Source organism: Catellatospora coxensis, from assembly GCF_016862635.1.
Taxonomy (GTDB): Bacteria; Actinomycetota; Actinomycetes; order Mycobacteriales; family Micromonosporaceae; genus Catellatospora; species Catellatospora coxensis.
Genome location: NZ_BONI01000019.1, coordinates 60,846 through 78,286 on the forward strand (window position 1 = coordinate 60,846; position 17,441 = coordinate 78,286).

Here is a 17,441-nt window from a genome sequence, read left to right on the forward strand (position 1 = left end):
AGGGCGGGGTCGGACCGGCGGACGCCGTGAGGCGCGCTGGTCCGGACAGCCGTACGCGCGGGCGAGGGCCACGCGGGAGTGCGGCGACCGGACAAGGCACGTCCTCGGGGCGCGGAGCCGGTCGCCGAAACACGGATCCGATATCTATCGGTGTCGAATCCTATAGGAATCTGCCGAACGGTGGAAGGCTGCCGTGACAACTTTCGCGACGCCGACCCTCCGAATTGCTGATGAGCACGTAACTTTTGCTAGATCTAGAAAAAGTACGGGTTCCTATCTAGAAACTTTTGCAGATCTAGATTTAATATGGCCGCCACGAACGCGTTACAGGAGGTCCTGTGCGTACTGGTATCTGGCTCGTCGGCGCCCGCGGCTCGGTCGCGGTCACCAGCATCGTCGGCGCGCTGGCGGTGCGGGCCTCGCTCGCCGACCCGGTCGGCTGCGTCACCGAACTGCCCCCGCTGCGCCACCCGGCGCTGCCCGCCCTGTCCGACCTGGTCTTCGGCGGCCACGACGTGTCCTGCGTGTCGCTGGTCAAGAAGGCCCACGCGCTGGTCGCCGCCGGTGTGCTGCCCGCCGCCGTCGTCGCCGCCGTGGCCGACGAGCTGACCGCCGTCGAAGCCGACGTGCGGCAGGCCCCGGACGGGCCCACCCAGCACGACACCGTCGTCCGCATCGCCGCGGACCTCGCCGACTTCCGCGAACGCCACGGGCTCGCCCGCGTCGTGGTGGTCAACGTGTCCTCGACCGAGGCCATACCCCCGGACCACCCGGCGTACGCCGACGCGGCCGCGCTCGCCACCGCGCTGCACCAGGAACCCGTGCTGCCGCCCAGCTCGCGGTACGCGTACGCGGCGTTCACCGCAGGCTGCGCCTACGTCGACTTCACCCCGTCCACCGGAGCCCGGCTGCCCGCGCTCGACCAGCTAGCGGCACGGCACGGCGTGCCGTACGCGGGCAGCGACGGCAAGACCGGCGAGACGCTGCTCAAGTCGGTGCTCGCGCCCATGTTCGCGATGCGCAACCTGCACGTGCGGTCCTGGTCCGGCACCAACCTGCTCGGCGGCGGCGACGGCGCGACGCTGGCCCGGCCCGAGGCCAACGCGGCCAAGGTCGCCAGCAAGCAGCGGGTGCTGCGCGAGACGCTGGGCTACGAGCCGGAGGGCCACACCCGCATCGACTACGTGCCCGACATCGGCGACCTCAAGACCGCCTGGGACCTGATCACCTTCAGCGGCTTCCTCGGCAGCCGCATGCGGCTGGAGTTCACCTGGCACGGCTGCGACTCCGCGCTGGCCGCGCCACTGGTGCTCGACCTGGCCCGGCTCACCGCCGCCGCGCACGCCCAGGGCCTGTCCGGCCCGCTGCCGCAGCTGGCCTTCTTCTTCAAGGACCCGATCGGCGACGTCCCGCACGGCCTGGCCGAGCAGTGGCGCGACCTGTGCGAATGGGTGCAGGGCTGGCCCGTGCCGGGCGAGGGCCGCCATGAGGCTGAGTGACCTGGCACAGCTCGTCCGGGCGCCGGCGGCGCTGTCGGTGCCGGGCGACGCGATCGCGGGCGCGACCGCCGCGGGCACGCTCGACGCCCGCACCGCCGGCATCGCCGCCGCGTCGGTCTGCCTGTACTGGGGCGGCATGGCCGCCAACGACTGGGCCGACCGCGAACTCGACGCCGTCGAGCGCCCCGAGCGGCCCATCCCGTCCGGGCGGATCAGCCCCGACACCGCGCTCGCCGTCGCGGGCGGCCTCACCGTCGCCGGGCTGGCCCTGGCCGCGGCCAGCGGCGGCAGGCGCACCCTGGCCACCGCCGGGCTGCTCGCGGGAGCGGTGTGGGCGTACGACGTGAAGTGGAAGAACTCCCCGGCCGGGCCGGCCGGCATGGCGCTGTGCCGGGGACTGGACGTGCTGCTCGGCGCGAGCACCGGCGACCTGCGCAAGGCCGCCCGCCCGGCGCTGGCCGTCGCCGCCCACACCTACGCGGTGACCGCCCTGTCGCGCCGCGAGGTCACCGGTACCGACCGGGTGCTGCCCGCGCTGACCATGACCGCCACCGCGGCGGTGGCCACGCACGCGGCGGGCCGCAGCGGCGGCTGGCTGCCCGCGGTGCTGGCCGGCTGGTACGCCACCCGCTTCGGCAAGGCCCAGCGCGAGGTGCTGCGCCAGCCCGATGCGGGACGGGTGCGCGCCGCGGTCGGGGCCGGCATCACGTCGCTGCCCGCGCTGCAGGGCGCGCTCATCGCACGGCACGGCAGACCCCTGGCCGGAGCCGTGGTGGCCACCGCCGCCCCGGCCGCGGCCAAGCTCGCGAGGAAGGTGTCCCCGACATGACCCTCCGCTTCGGCTACGGCACCAACGGCTTCGCCAACCACCGGCTCACCGACGCGCTCGACGTCATCGCCGAGCTCGGCTACGCGGGCGTCGCGCTGACGCTCGACCACGCGCACCTGGACCCGTACGCCCCCGATGTGAAGGACCAGGTCGCGCGGACCGCGCGGCTGCTCGCCGAGCGGGAGCTGGCGGTGGTCGTGGAGACCGGCGCGCGCTACCTGCTCGACCCGCGGCGCAAGCACGCGCCGACGTTCCTGCACGACGACGCGTCCCGGCGCGTCGACTTCCTGAAGCGGGCGATCGACATCGCCGAAGGGCTCGGCGCGGAGGCCGTGTCCTTCTGGGCCGGGGTGCGCCCGCCGCACGTGTCGGCCGAGGTCGCCTGGCAGCTGCTGGCCGAGGGCTGCGCCGAGGTCGTCGGGTACGCCGCCGAGCGCGGGGTCGCGGCGGGCTTCGAGCCCGAGCCCGGCATGCTGGTGGAGACGCTGGCCGACTGGTTCCGGCTGCGCGAGCTGGTCGGCGCGGACCTCAAACTGACCCTCGACATCGGGCACTGCCGCGCCAACGAGCCCGCCGACGTCGCCGAATGCGTGCGGATCGCCGGACCGCACCTGGTCAACGTGCAGATCGACGACATGCGCCGGGGCGTGCACGAGCACCTGGAGTTCGGCGCAGGCGAGATCGACTTCCCGCCGGTGCTGCGGGCGCTGGCCGACACCGGATACCGCGGCCTGGTCGCCGTCGAGCTGCCCCGCCACTCGCACGCCGCCCCCGACGTCGCGGCACGGTCGCTGAGCTTCCTGCGCGCCGCGCAATGGCTCGGTGACGCGCTGCACCGCCTCCGAACCGAGCCCGCCGCGATCGCGACGCTGCTGCCCGCGGCCCGCCGCGGCGTCGGGCGCGCCGCCGCCGAGGACGCCCGGGTGCGCCTGCTGCACGCCGCCGCGCCGAGCCGCGACGAGGCCGCCGAGCTGTACCGGTACGGCGACAACGACGAGAAGCGGGCCGTGCTGCTGGCCTGCCCCGACCCCGACCTGCTGCGCGACGCCCTGCGCAGCAACGACACCCGGCTGGTGGCCGCCGCGCTCGGCCCCGGTGCCCGGGACCTGCCCGACGCCGAATGGCGCCAGGGCGTGCTCAAGAGCGTGTTCATGGGCCTGCCGCTGTCCGGCGTCGACGGACTGGCGTCACGGGCCGACGCCGAGCTCGGCCGGATGCTCGCGGCGCTGCGCCGCGAGCGCGAGGCCGCCGGCCGCACCATGCCCGACGACGCCGTCGACCTCCTGGAGAGGCTGCATTGATGCGCATCTTCGATCCGCACATCCACATGACCTCGCGCACCACCGACGACTATGAGCGGATGGCGGCGGCAGGTGTGCGCGCGCTGGTCGAGCCGGCTTTCTGGCTCGGCCAGCCCCGCACCAACCCCGGGTCGTTCACCGACTACTTCGACGCGCTCATCGGGTGGGAGCCGTTCCGGGCGAGCCAGTACGGCATCGCGCACCACTGCACCATCGCGCTGAACCCGAAGGAGGCCAACGACCCGCGCTGCCGCGAGGTGCTGGCCGTGCTGCCCCGCTACCTGGCCAAGGACCGGGTCGTGGCGGTGGGCGAGACCGGGTACGACTCGATGACGCCGGAGGAGGACGAGGTCTTCGCCGCGCAGCTGGAGCTGGCCCGCGAGTTCGGGCTGCCCGCGCTGGTGCACACCCCGCACCGGGACAAGGTCGTCGGCACCCGGCGCAGCCTCGACGTGGTCAAGGAGTCCGGCATCGACCCGGGCCTGGTCGTGCTGGACCACCTCAACGAGCCGACCGTCGGCGAGGTCGCCGGCAGCGGCTGCTGGATGGGCTTCTCCATCTACCCCGACACCAAGATGTCGCCCGACCGCATGGTCGTCATCCTGCGCGAGTACGGCCTGGAGCGCATGCTGGTCAACTCGGCCGCCGACTGGGGCAAGTCCGATCCGCTGCTGACCCTGCGCACAGGGGAGGCGATGCTGGCGGCCGGGTTCAGCGACGACGACGTGGACCGGGTGCTGTGGCGCAACCCGGTCGAGTTCTACGGCCAGTCCGGCCGCCTCGACCTGGACGAGACCGACACCGCGGCGACGTTCGAGGGCAACTCGATCCTGCGCGGGGGTTCGTGATGCGGCTGCGCGACGCCGACGGTGCGACGGTGCACCTGGCGTACTGCACGAACGTGCACGCCGCGGAGGACTTCGACGGGGTGCTGTCCCAGCTGGACCGCTTCGCGGTGCCGGTGCGCGAGCGGCTCGGGGCCGACGTGCTCGGGCTCGGCCTGTGGCTGGCCGCCCCGGTCGCCCGCGCCCTGGCCGAGGAGCCGGAGCTGCGCGGGCGGCTGCGCCGTGAGCTGAGCGCGCGCGGGCTGGAGACGGTGACCCTCAACGGCTTCCCGTACCAGGCGTTCCAGGCCCCGGTGGTCAAGCACGACGTGTACCTGCCGGACTGGACCGACCCGCGGCGGCTGCGCTACACCCTGGACCTGGCGCTGGTGCTGGCCGACCTGCTGCCCGACGACGCGGCCCGCGGCTCGATCTCGACGCTGCCGCTGGCCTGGCGCGAGCCGTGGGACCGGCGGCGCTTCGGCGCGGCCAAGGCGCAGCTCGACGAGCTGGCCGCCGGGCTGGCCCGAGGTGAGCGCCCGATCCGGGTCGCGCTCGAACCAGAACCCGGCTGCGTGGTCGAGTCCACCGACCAGGCTGTCGCGGCGCTGTCCGCGGTGGCCAGCGAGCACCTCGGCGTCTGCGTCGACCTGGCGCACCTGGCCTGCGGCTGGGAGGACCCGGTCGACGCGGTCGCCAAGCTCAAGGCGGCCGGGGTCGCCGTGGTGAAGGTGCAGGTGTCGCAGGCCCTCGAGGTCGAGGATCCGGACGCGGCCCGGCAGGTGCTGGCGGCGTACGCCGAGCCGCGGTTCCTGCACCAGACCCGCAGCTCGGCCGGTGAGCGCTTCGACGACCTGCCGCAGGCGCTGGCCTCCGACGCACCCGGCCCGTGGCGCATCCACTTCCACGCGCCGCTGCACGCCGCCGCGCTCGACCCGCTGCGCACCAGCTCCACGGTGCTGCGCGAGGGCCTGGCGGCGCTGCTGACCAACAGCGACTGCGACCACTTCGAGGTCGAGACGTACACCTGGGACGTGCTGCCGCCGTCGGCCCGGCCCACCGACGACGCCGGGCTGGCCGAGGGCATCGCGGCCGAGCTCGCCTTCGCCCGCGACCAGTTCGCCGCCCTGGGGGTCTCGTGAACAAGCCACTCGTCGTGCTGAACGTGGTCGGGCTGACGCCCCGGCTGCTGGCGCACATGCCGCGGCTGCGCGCCGCGTTCGCCAACGGGTTCACCGCCCGGCTCGACCCGGTCGTGCCCGCGGTGACCTGCTCGGTGCAGGCGACCTTCCTCACCGGCGAGACCCCGGCCGGGCACGGCGTCGTCGGCAACGGCTGGTACTTCCGCGACCTCGGCGAGGTGCTGCTGTGGCGGCAGAGCCACGCGCTGGTCGGCGGGGAGCGGGTCTGGGACGCGATCCGCCGCGACCGGCCCGGCTACACCGTGGCCAACATCTGCTGGTGGTACGCCATGGGCGCGGACGTCGACTGGACGGTCACGCCCCGGCCGATCTACCGCGCCGACGGCCGCAAGGAACCCGACTGCTACACCATCCCCGCCGAGCTGCACGACGAGCTGCCCACGTTCCCGCTGTTCAGCTACTGGGGGCCGGGCGCCGGCATCGCGTCGTCGGCCTGGATCGCGGCGGCGGCCGTGCACGTGATGAACACCCGCAGCCCCGACCTGACCCTGGTGTACGTCCCGCACCTCGACTACGACCTGCAGCGCTTCGGCCCGTCCGCCCCGCAGGCCGCGGCCGCCGCCGCCGAGCTGGACGCCACGCTGGCCCCGCTGCTCGACGCGGCAGCCGCCCGGGGTGCGACGGTGGTCGCGCTGTCGGAGTACGGCATCACCGACGTGTCCCGGCCCGTGCACGTCAACCGGGCGCTGCGCGCCGCCGGGCTGCTGACCGTGCACACCCAGGACGGCATGGAATACCTGGACCCGTTCACCTCGCGCGCCTTCGCGGTCGCCGACCACCAGATCGCCCACGTGTACGTGCGCGACCCGGCCGACGTCGCCGCGGTCGCGAAGATCTGCGCCGAGCTGCCGGGCGTCGGGCAGGTGCTCGACGAGTCAGGCAAGGCCGGGCAGGGCCTGGACCACTCGCGCAGCGGTGAACTGGTGCTGCTCGCAGAGCCGGACTCCTGGTTCACCTACTACTACTGGCTCGACGACAAGCACGCCCCGGACTTCGCCACCCACGTGGAGATCCACCGCAAGCCCGGTTACGACCCGGCGGAGCTGCTGTTCGACCCGGCCGGGCCGGGCGCGGCGAAGGGCCGTGCGGCGAAGGCGCTGGTGCGCAAGAAGCTCGGCATGCGATACCGGATGAACGTGGTCGGCCTGGACGCGGGCGCGGAAGCGATCCGCGGTTCCCACGGCCTGCTCCCGCCCGGCGCAGACGACGCCCCGCTGCTGCTGTGCACCGACGCCGCCCCGGCGGTGGACCGTATCGCCGCGACCGACGTCAAAGCCCTCCTCCTACGCCTGGCCGGCGGCTCATCATGACGCGCCGCTTCCGCTCCGCCGGGTCGCGCTCCTGCAGTTTCGGGGAAACTGCGCAGATCCCGGCGGCCGACGGGGCAGTTTCCCCCAAACTGCGGCTCGGGCACCGAGGGATGGGCCGGCCCGTCGGGGACGGGGTGTACCGGCCCGGCGACTTTGCTCTGCACCCATTTGCTTGCTCTGCACCCATCGGCGCAACACCGGGACGTCCGCAGTGCGGTTGCGGGGTGGCCACGGGTGGCGGTCGAGACGTCAGGCCGGGAGGTGTGTCGTGACGGTCGCGCCGGCGCCGACGTTGCTGGCGGCGCGGATCGATGCGGTGCTGGCGGGGTTCGTGGACGGGCAGCGGTTGTTGTGGCCCGACGACGATCTGCGGCCGATGCTGGACACGGTGCGGCGGTTCATCCTGACCGGTGGGAAGCGGCTGCGGCCGGCGTTCTGCTACTGGGCCTGGCGCGGGGTGGCCGCGCCGGAGGAGCGGGGCGAGGACCAGGCGGCGGTGACCGCGGGCGCGGCGCTGGAGCTGTTCCACTGCTTCGCGCTGATCCACGACGACATCATCGACGCGGGCAGCCGCCGCCGGGGCCAGGCGTCGATGCACGAGGAGTTCGCCGCCGCGCATGCCCGGCACGGCTGGCGCGGGGACGCGCGCTCGTTCGGGCGCAACACCGCGCTGCTGTGCGGGGATCTGTGCGCGATGTGGGCGGAGGAGCTGCTGACCGGGTGCCCGACGGCGCCGGTGCGGCTGGCGCAGGCGCAGCGGCTGTTCGCGGTGATGCGGGCCGAGGCGGTGGCGGGGGAGTACCTGGAGGTCGTCGCGCAGGCGATGGGCGACTTCGGGGACGGCGCGCGGCAGCGGGCGGCCCGGGTGGTGCAGCTGAAGACGGCGCGGTACTCGGTGGTGCGGCCGTTGCAGATCGGGGCGGTGCTGGCCGGGGCGTCGGACGCGGTGCTGGACGGGCTGGCGGCGTTCGGGGAGCCGCTGGGGGAGGCGTTCCAGCTGCGCGACGACGTGCTGGGGGTGTTCGGCGACCCGGCGCGCACCGGCAAGTCGGTGCTGGACGATCTGCGCCAGGCCAAGCCGACGACGCTGCTGGCGGAGGCGTTCGCGCGGGGGGATGTGCGATCGCGTGCGGTGCTGTCGGCGCACGTGGGGGATCCGGCGCTGGACGAGGCGGGCGCGGCCCGGGTGCGGGCGGTGCTGGCCGAGTCGGGGGCGCTGGCGGCGGTGGAGGAGCGGATCGCGGCGGCCCGTGCCGAGGCGCTGCGGGCGCTGGAGTTCCTGGATGTGGCGGAGGAGTCGCGGCAGGCGCTGGGGGCGCTGGCCGACTTCGTGGCGAGCAGATCGGTGTGAACCAACAGGATCGCTCACATTTCCACTGAGGACACCAATTTCGAGCTAAGCAGAGACATGTCTTAACCTGATCTTCATCTATCCTATAGGATATTTCATACACGGTCCGGTAACAGGCCGGAAACTCTGCCCCCACATTCGCGGAGGTTTTCCCCCATGAACCTCAGCAAGTCGTTGCGCCTGGCCCTGGCGGCGGTCGTCGCCGCAGGCCTGGGTGCGGCCGTCCCCACCGCGCCCGCACTGGCATCGCCCACCGATGCCGCGTTCAACTCCTCCACCGGCGCTCTCAACGTCAACTACGCCGGCTACCTGTCCAAGCACGACGTCGTCTACAACCGCCAGAACACCAACCCGCTGCACGGCCTGACCGTCGGCAACGGCCGCACCGGCGCCATGGTCTGGTCCCAGAACGGGATCACCGCCCAGGTCTCCGGCGTGGACCTGTCGCAGCAGTCGGCGTTCGCAGCCGGCATGCTCAACTTCAACACCAGCCCGGCGCTGGACAGCGGGTCGAGCACCTTCCAGCAGCGCCTGTCGCTCTACGACGGCACGCTGACCACGAAGTACGACGCCAACCGCACCGTCACCATCATGGGCTCGCCCAACTCCGAGGTGATGGGCATCCACGTCGACGACAGCCGCGGCGGGGTGTCGGCCGCGACGCTGGAGCTGAGCCTGTGGGACCCGAGCGGGGTCTCCAACAGCGCCGACGTGCCCAACCTCACCACCTGGCGCACGGTGTCCACCGGCAGTGACAGCTCGGCCGCCTGGTTCAGCCGCGGCCAGGCCGACCCGAACAACTTCGGCTACACCTTCGCCGCGACCGTCGAGGGCGCCTCCTACAGCGCCTCGGTGGTCAACGGCACCCGGGTGCGGCTGAGCATCACCCCGACGTCGAGCTACACCATCTGGTTCACCGCGGCCAGCCGGATCAACTCCCCGAACCTCGACTCGGTCACCCAAGCGAAGAACCAGCTCGCCTCGGCCAAGTCCACGGGGTACAGCACCACGTTCACGAACTACAAGAACTGGTGGCACAACTTCTGGGGCAAGTCGTTCGTGCAGTACTCGAACTCCGCCGGCGACGCCGACTACCTGGAGAACGTGTACTACCTGTCCACGTACATGATCGCGGCGGGCGGGTTCGGCAACTACCCGGTGCACTTCATCAACGGCGTGTTCCGGGCCACCGGCGACCAGACCAAGTGGAGCAACGGCTACTGGTACTGGAACCAGCGCGACGTCTACAACTCGTTCCTGGCCAGCAACCATGCCGACCTGTTCGCCGGGTTCAACCGGCTCTACAGCCGCAACTACGCGGCGCTGAAGGCATACACGCAGACCAGGTACGGCACGGACTCGCTGTGGGTGCCGGAGACCATGGGCTGGGACGGCAACGCCCGGGGCACGATCAACAGCGACTTCGTCAACGACATCTACTCCACCGGCACCGAGGCCGCGTACAACATGTACCTGCAGTACCGGTACACCAACGACACCGCGTACCTGCAGAACACGGTGTACCCGTACATGAAGGACGCGCTGCGCTTCTACCAGAACCGGTTCCAGCTGATCAACGGCAAGTACCAGATGGTGTCGAGCAACGCGCACGAGACCTACTGGGACGTGCGCAACGCGATCACCGACCTGGCCGCGGTGCGGCTGCTCGCGCCGCTGACCATCCAGGTCAGCACGCAGCTCGGCCTCGACAGCGGGCTGCGCGCCGGCTGGCAGAACCTGGTCGACAACCTGTGGGCGTACCAGACCGCCAACAACGCCTACCTGCCGCACGACCCGCCCAGCGCCCAGGTGCGCAACGGCGAGAACGTGTCGGCGGAGCTGATCTGGCCCTACGACCGCACCGGCATCGGCTACGCCGACTACAACACCGCCGTGAACACGTGGAACGTGCGCCCGCACCCGTACGGCAACGTGTGGGCCAACGACCACGCGCAGGCCGCCCGCCTGGGCCTGGGCGACCAGACGTTCAACGGCATGCGCACCATGCTGCAGAAGTACCAGAACTACCCCAACGGCATGACCAACAACACCAACGGGGTGTTCGAGTACCTGGGCATCCACCTCGTCGCGATGAACGAGGCGCTGCTGCAGAGCTACAACGACAAGATCCGGGTGTTCCCGGCGGTCCCGACGGACTCCTCGTTCGTCGGCAAGTTCACCCTGCTGGCCAAGGACGGCTTCCTGGTCAGCTCGGAGCGCGAGGCCGGTGAGATCAAGTACGTCGGTCTGCGCAGCCAGTTCGGCAAGAACGCCACCGTGGTCAACCCGTGGGGCACCCAGCAGGTCCGGGTGCGCCGCACCAGCGACAACGCGATCATCCTCACCTCCTCGGCGGCCGAGATCGGCTTCGCCACCGCCGCGAACACGGTGTACGTGGTGGAGCGCACCGCCAAGCCGCTGGCGAACTACTCGGCGACCACGCTGACGGGCACGCAGAACAACGACGCCAAGTCGCTGCGCAACACCGCCTCGACGCTGGGCCTGGGCACGGGCGGCGGTGGAGGCCTGGTCAACAACACCGACCTGACCTACGACGCCGGCTGGTACCACACCACCGCCCGCGGCTACGGCGACTACAACGACGACACCCACCACACCACCACCGTCAACGCCGCGGCCAGCTACACCTTCACCGGCACCGGCATCGAGTACCTGTCCGAGCGGTTCAGCGACATGGGCAACGTCGACGTGTACCTGGACAACGTGTTCCAGGCCAACGTCAACCTGAACGTGTCCGGGGCGCGGCAGGCGCAGGTGGTGGTCTGGTCGAAGACCGGCCTGACCAGCGGGCAGCACACCATCCGGATCGTCAACAAGACCACGTCCGTGGCGATCGTGGACGCGCTGCGCGTCACCACCGGCGGCACACCCCAGCCCACCGGGTACGTGGCCCTGAAGGCGCAGGTCAACGGGCAGTACGTCACCGCGGCCAACGCCACCACGGCACTGATCGCCAACTCGGCCACGGCCGGCACGGCGCAGCAGTTCCAGGTGACCGACCTCGGCAACGGCAACATCGCGCTGCGCGCCCGGTCGAACAGCCAGTTCGTCTGCGCGGAGAACGCCGGAGCCAACCCGCTGCTGGCCAACCGCGCCTCGGCGGGCTCCTGGGAGACCTTCGCCCTGGTCCGCAACTCCGACAACACGGTGAGCCTGCGAGCCACGGTCAACAACCAGTACGTGGCGGCGGAGAACGCGGGTGCGGCCGCGCTCATCGCCAACCGTGCGGCCATCGGCCCGTGGGAGAAGTTCGAGCTCATCACACTCTGACCACCGGTGGGGGCCGGGTAACCGGCCCCCACCCGAACCCCCAGCGGAGCCGGTCATTCGGCGACCCGGCTCCGCGCCGACCGTCCGGGCCCACCTCGCGTGCGGCCCGGCGGCCCGGCAGGGCACGGGCACACCCGCCTCCACGGGCGGCGCTCCGCACCCGGCCGGGTCCCACCCCGAGGGAACGCGTCATGGGCACACCCGTCGCCGAGGCACACCGCAGCTCCGAGCCCGTCGTGGCCGGTCGCCGGGCGGGCCGTGCGCGCCCCGAGGTCCGCACACCCGCACCGTCCGACCCCCACCGATCCCGGAGCGAAGCCATGCCCCGAAGTACCCGCCCGCGCCTGGCCGCGGGTCTGGCCCTCACGCTGCTCGCGAGCCTGACGGCGGTCGCCGTCAACCTCGCCGCCAGCGCCCCCGCGGCCGCAGCGCCGCCTCCCACCAGCAGTTTCGAGAAGGTCAAGCTCGACGGCGGCCTGTCCATGGGCGAGCCGATCGAGCTGTCCGTGCTGCCCGACGGCAAGGTCCTCTACATCAACCGGGGCACCAGCTCCGGCGGCGGGCAGGTCCGGCTCTACAACCCGGCCACCGGCACCACCACCGTGGCGCTGACGCTGCAGCTCGACGCCCGGTTCGAGGACGGCCTGATCGGCATCACGCTGCACCCGCAGTTCGCGACGAACCGCTGGGTGTACCTGTTCTACTCGCCGGTGGCCACGCCGCTGGTCAACCGGATCTCCCGGTTCACCTTCAACACGTCGACGAACGTGCTGGACGCGGCCAGCGAGACCAAGCTCATCGAGTGGCCCACCGAGCGGCGGCTGTGCTGCCACAGCGCGGGCTCGATGACCTGGGACAGCAACGGCAACCTGTACTTCGCGGTGGGCGACAACACCAACTCCGGCGGCGACTCCGCCGGCATGGCCCCCATCGACGAGCGCACCTCGCGCGACGCGCAGTACGACGCGCAGCGCACCTCGGGCAACACCAACGACCTGCGCGGGAAGATCAACCGGATCCACCCGGAGAGCAACGGGACCTACACCATCCCGGCGGGCAACCTGTTCGCGAACGGCACGGCGAACACCCGGCCCGAGATCTACATCATGGGCACCCGCAACCCGTACCGGATCTGGGTCGACAAGCAGGCGAACAACACCCTGTACTGGGGCGAGGTCGGTCCCGACGCGGGCGCGACCATCCCGAACCGGGGCCCGGCCGCCTACGACGAGTACAACCGTGCCACCGGCCCCGGCAACTACGGCTGGCCGTACTGCGGCGGCCCGAACGTCGCCTACAACGACTGGGACTTCGCCGCCAACGCCCCGCGCGGCTGGTTCCCGTGTGGCGGGTCCACCGGCCCGGTCAACAACTCGCCGCGCAACACCGGCCTGCAGCAGCTCCCGCCGACCAAGGGCGCGCTGGTGTGGGAGCAGCACGGCGGCAGCGTCGACTGGCCCGCGCTGGACAACCCGGGCGGCTGCGGCTCGCCCAACCACGCCGAGGTCTACCACTACAACCCGAACCTGGTCTCGGACGTGAAGTGGCCGGCCTACTACGACAACAAGCTGATCATCACCGAGTACTGCCGGAACTGGATCAAGGAGGTCCAGTTCAACAACGGCAACCCGGTGACCGGCACCCCGACGATCATCGAGCCGGTGGTCGCCGGCATGCAGCTGGTGCACCCGATCGACATGGAGTTCGGCCCGGACGGGTCGCTCTACCTGCTGGAGTACGGCAACGGCTACTTCTCCGGCGACGCCGCCGCGGGCCTCTACAAAATCAACTACGTGGCGGGCGGGCGCTCGCCGACCGCCGTGGCCACCGTCAACCGCGACAACGGCCTCGCGCCGCTCGCGGTGACCTTCTCCAGCGCGGGCAGCAGCGACCCCGACGGCGACCCGCTGACCTACGCCTGGGACTTCGACAACAACGGCACCACCGACTCGACCGCGGCCAACCCGAGCTACACGTACACCACGGTCGGCGACAAGCGGGCCCGGCTGACGGTCAACGACGGCACCGGCCGCTCCGGCACCACGGTCATCCCGATCGTCGTCGGCAACAACCGGCCCGCGACCACGGTCGGCTCGATCCCGAACGGCGGCATCTACGGCTGGGGTGACAACGTCACCGCGACCGCGGCGTCCACCGACGCGCAGGACGGCGCCATCGCCTGCGGCAACGTCGTGGTGCGGGTGGCGCTCGGGCACCAGGAGCACGCGCACGAGGAGGGCCAGGGCACCGGCTGCGGCTTCACCTTCAACACCGGCCCGATCCATGCCGGGCTGGACGCGGTGCAGTTCTTCGTGGTCCGGGGCAGCTACACCGACCGGGGCGCGACCGGCACCGTGCCGCTGACCGGCGAGCAGCAGCTCACCCTGTGGCCCAAGCAGTGGCAGGCCGAGCACTACGTGACCCTCAACGGGCCCAAGGTCGTCGACCAGGCCGCGGCCGAGGGCGGCAAGCGCCTCGGTGACATCCAGAACGGCGAGTACGTCCGCCACCACGGCGTCAGCCTGAAGGGCATCACCAGCGTCAAGGCCCGGGTCTCCTCGGCCGGGGCGGGCGGCGTGCTGTCCTTCCGGTACGACTCCACCACCGGCCCCGAGGTGGCCAGGATCACGGTGCCCGGCACCGGCGGCTGGGACAACTACACCGAGGTCACCGCGCCGATCACCAAGCCCGACGACGGCACGCACGACCTGTACCTGGTGTTCACCGGGTCGGGCACCGGCGCGCTGTACGACGTGGACAGCTACACGTTCGTCGGCAGCGGCGTCGGCAGCACCCCGCCGGGCGGCGGCCAGGACCTGGCGCAGGGCCGCCCGGTGACCGTGTCCAGCACCGAGGCCGGCGCGAACGTGGCCGCCAACGCGGTCGACGGCAACGCCGCCACCCGATGGAGCAGCCTCTACGCCGACCCGCAGTGGATCACGGTGGACCTGGGCGCGTCGTACAACGTCAACCGGGTCCGGATCAACTGGGAGGCGGCGTACGGCAAGGCCTACCGGGTCGAGGTGTCGCCGGACAACAGCAACTGGACGTCGGTCTACTCGACGGCCACGGGTGACGGCGGCGTCGACGACCTGAACGTCACCGGCACCGGCCGCTACGTGCGCGTCTACGGCACCCAGCGCGGCCTGACCCAGTACGGCTACTCGCTGTTCGACCTGAACGTCTACGGCACCCCGGCGTCGGGCGCGACCCTGCTCTCCCGCAACCGCCCGGTGACGGTGTCCAGCACCGAGGCCGGGGCCAACGTCGCCGCGAACGCCGTGGACGGCAGCACCACCACCCGGTGGAGCAGCCTTTACGCCGACCCGCAGTGGATCACCGTGGACCTCGGCCAGACCCGCAACGTCAGCCGGGTGGTCCTGAACTGGGAGACCGCGTACGCCAGCGCCTACCAGGTGCAGGTCTCCAACGACAACAGCACCTGGACCACGATCTCGTCCACCACGACCGGCAACGGCGGCGTGGACGACCTGGCGGTCAGCGGCTCCGGCCGTTACGTGCGGATCAACGGCACGGCGCGGGCCACCCAGTGGGGCTACTCGCTGTGGGAGTTCGACGTCTACGGGTCCTGACCCCTCGCGCCGGAGGCGGCCGTCCGTCGCCTCCGGCGCTTCTTCGACAAGGAGCAACGATGCGCAGAAGGTTTCTGTCCCTGCTCACCGGCCTGGCCCTGGCGGTCGGGTCGGCGGCGCTGGCGCTGCCTGCCACGGCGCAGGCCGCCCCGCTGACCAAGGTGCTGGTCTTCTCCAAGACGGCCGGTTTCCGCCACTCGTCCATCCCCAACGGCATCGCCGCCATCCAGGCCCTGGGCAGCGCCAACGGCTTCACGGTCACCGCCACCGAGGACGCCGCCCAGTTCACCACCGCCAACCTCGCCCAGTACCAGGCCGTCATCTGGCTGTCGACGACCGGCGACGTGCTCAACGCGACGCAGGAGGCCGCGTTCCAGAGCTACATCGCCGCCGGCGGCGGCTACGTCGGCGTGCACGCCGCGGCCGACACCGAGTACGACTGGGCCTGGTACGGCGGCCTGGTCGGCGCGTACTTCGCGTCGCACCCGGCGACGCAGCAGGCGACCATCCGGGTCGAGGACCGGTCCAACATCTCCACCTCGCACCTGCCGCCGACCTGGACGCGCACCGACGAGTGGTACAACTACCGCGCCAACCCGCGCGCCAACGTCAAGGTGCTGGCCAGCCTCAACGAGTCGTCGTACAGCGGCGGCAGCATGGGCGACCACCCGATCACCTGGTGCCAGAACTACGGCGGCGGCCGCTCCTGGTACACCGGCCTCGGCCACACCGAGGAGACGTACGCCGACGCGAACTTCCGCACCATGCTGCTCGGCGGCATCCAGGTCGCGGCCGGTGCCAAACCCGCCGACTGCCGCCCGGAGACCGGCTACACGGCCATCTTCGACGGCACGCAGGCGTCGCTGAACCAGTGGCGCATGGCCGGGCCGGGCGGGTTCACCCTCGCCAACGAGACGCTGACCTCGTTCGGCGGCATGGGCCTGCTGTGGTTCCCGGTGCGCACCTACAGCAACTACTCGCTGAAGGTCGACTGGATGATGCCGGGCGACGACAACGGCGGCGTGTTCATCGGCTTCCCCGACCCGGGCAACGACCCGTGGGGGCCGGTCAACGCCGGGCACGAGATCCAGATCGACGCCACCGACGCCGACCCGAGCCGCACCACCGGCAGCGTGTACAGCTTCCAGGCGCCGAACACCACCGCCCGCGCGGCGGCGCTCAACCCGCCGGGGCAGTGGAACACCTACGAGATCGGGCTGCACGGGCAGCGGGTCGAGATCTGGCTCAACGGCGTGAAGATCAACGACTACAACAGCACCCGGGCCATCGCCAACGGCTACATCGGCGTGCAGAACGACGGCACCGGCGCGGACATCAACTACCGCAACATCCGCATCAAGACCGACGGCACCCAGCCGCCGGCCACCGACGTCGCCCAGGGCAAGCCGGTGACCGCCTCCAGCACCGAGGCGGGCGGCAACGTGGCGGCCAACGCCGTGGACGGCAACACCGCCTCGCGCTGGAGCAGCCTCTACACCGACCCGTCGTGGATCACCGTGGACCTCGGCCAGTCGTACAACCTGACCCGGGTCCGGCTGAACTGGGAGACGGCCTACGGCCGGGCGTACCAGCTGCAGACCTCGCCCGACAACAGCACCTGGACCACGGTCTACTCCACGACCACCGGCGACGGCGGCGTGGACGACGTCACGCTCACCGGCACCGGCCGCTACGTGCGCATGTACGGCACCCAGCGGGCCACCCAGTGGGGCTACTCGCTGTGGGACTTCAACGTCTACGGCACCCCCGCCGGGACCGGGCCGACGCTGCTGTCGCGCAACCGGCCGGTGACGGTGTCCAGCGTGGAGCCCGGCAGCGCGCACAACGGCGCGAACGCCGTCGACGGCAACACCGGCACCCGCTGGGGCAGCGCCTACGCCGACCCGCAGTGGATCTCGGTGGACCTCGGCGCGGCGAAGTCGATCAGCCGGGTCCGGATCAGCTGGGAGGCCGCGTACGGCAAGGCGTACCAGATCCAGACCTCGCCCGACAACGCCACCTGGACCACCGTCTACTCCACCACCACGAGTGACGGCGCCGTCGACGACGTGAACGTCACCGGCACCGGCCGCTACGTGCGCGTCAACGGCACCCAGCGCGGCCTCACCCAGTACGGCTACTCGATCTGGGAGCTCGACGTCTACGGCAGTTGAGCGGCCCCCTTCCCCGTCCCACCCCCGGCGCGCAAGCCCCCGCGCGCCGGGGCACCCCCACCCCGGA

The 17,441-nt window shown here is 71.6% G+C and carries 10 protein-coding genes; all 10 read left to right on the top strand.

The annotated features are described in order from the left end of the window. Positions 1-338: 338 nt before the first annotated feature. The 10 genes from Cco03nite_RS13675 (at position 339) to Cco03nite_RS13720 (ending at position 17,374) form a co-directional block, all read left to right on the top strand. Positions 339-1,499 (top strand): inositol-3-phosphate synthase, encoded by a 1,161-nt coding sequence (locus tag Cco03nite_RS13675; RefSeq protein ID WP_203692434.1) that lies wholly within the window; start codon positions 339-341, stop codon positions 1,497-1,499. Next, a complete protein-coding gene (locus tag Cco03nite_RS13680; RefSeq protein WP_203692435.1) occupies positions 1,486-2,328 on the top strand; it encodes an SCO3242 family prenyltransferase in 843 nt (280 codons plus the stop codon). The genes Cco03nite_RS13675 and Cco03nite_RS13680 overlap by 14 nt, the downstream gene beginning before the upstream one ends. Next, entirely contained in the window at positions 2,325-3,629 is a 1,305-nt protein-coding gene (locus Cco03nite_RS13685; RefSeq protein ID WP_203692436.1) for a TIM barrel protein, read from the top strand. Before Cco03nite_RS13680 ends, Cco03nite_RS13685 begins: the two co-directional genes overlap by 4 nt. Then, the gene (locus Cco03nite_RS13690; RefSeq protein ID WP_203692437.1) at positions 3,629-4,477 is read left to right on the top strand and encodes a TatD family hydrolase; all 849 of its coding nucleotides are present in this window, start codon (positions 3,629-3,631) and stop codon (positions 4,475-4,477) included. The genes Cco03nite_RS13685 and Cco03nite_RS13690 overlap by 1 nt, the downstream gene beginning before the upstream one ends. Next, positions 4,477-5,595 carry a metabolite traffic protein EboE gene (eboE, locus tag Cco03nite_RS13695; protein ID WP_203692438.1) on the top strand — a complete coding sequence of 373 codons (1,119 nt, stop codon included), beginning with the start codon at positions 4,477-4,479 and terminating at the stop codon, positions 5,593-5,595. The genes Cco03nite_RS13690 and eboE overlap by 1 nt, the downstream gene beginning before the upstream one ends. After that, entirely contained in the window at positions 5,592-6,965 is a 1,374-nt protein-coding gene (locus Cco03nite_RS13700) for an alkaline phosphatase family protein (RefSeq protein ID WP_203692439.1), read from the top strand. The genes eboE and Cco03nite_RS13700 overlap by 4 nt, the downstream gene beginning before the upstream one ends. Positions 6,966-7,233: 268 nt before the next feature. Next, a complete protein-coding gene (locus tag Cco03nite_RS13705; protein WP_203692440.1) occupies positions 7,234-8,316 on the top strand; it encodes a polyprenyl synthetase family protein in 1,083 nt (360 codons plus the stop codon). A gap of 156 nt (positions 8,317-8,472) precedes the next feature. Next, a complete protein-coding gene (locus Cco03nite_RS13710; protein ID WP_239167355.1) occupies positions 8,473-11,607 on the top strand; it encodes a fascin domain-containing protein in 3,135 nt (1,044 codons plus the stop codon). 320 nt (positions 11,608-11,927) lie between these two features. Next, positions 11,928-15,200, top strand: coding sequence for a discoidin domain-containing protein (locus tag Cco03nite_RS13715; RefSeq protein ID WP_203692441.1), 3,273 nt, complete (start codon positions 11,928-11,930; stop codon positions 15,198-15,200). Positions 15,201-15,259: 59 nt separating this feature from the next. After that, entirely contained in the window at positions 15,260-17,374 is a 2,115-nt protein-coding gene (locus Cco03nite_RS13720) for a ThuA domain-containing protein (RefSeq protein ID WP_203692442.1), read from the top strand. The last annotated feature ends 67 nt before the right edge of the window (positions 17,375-17,441 follow it).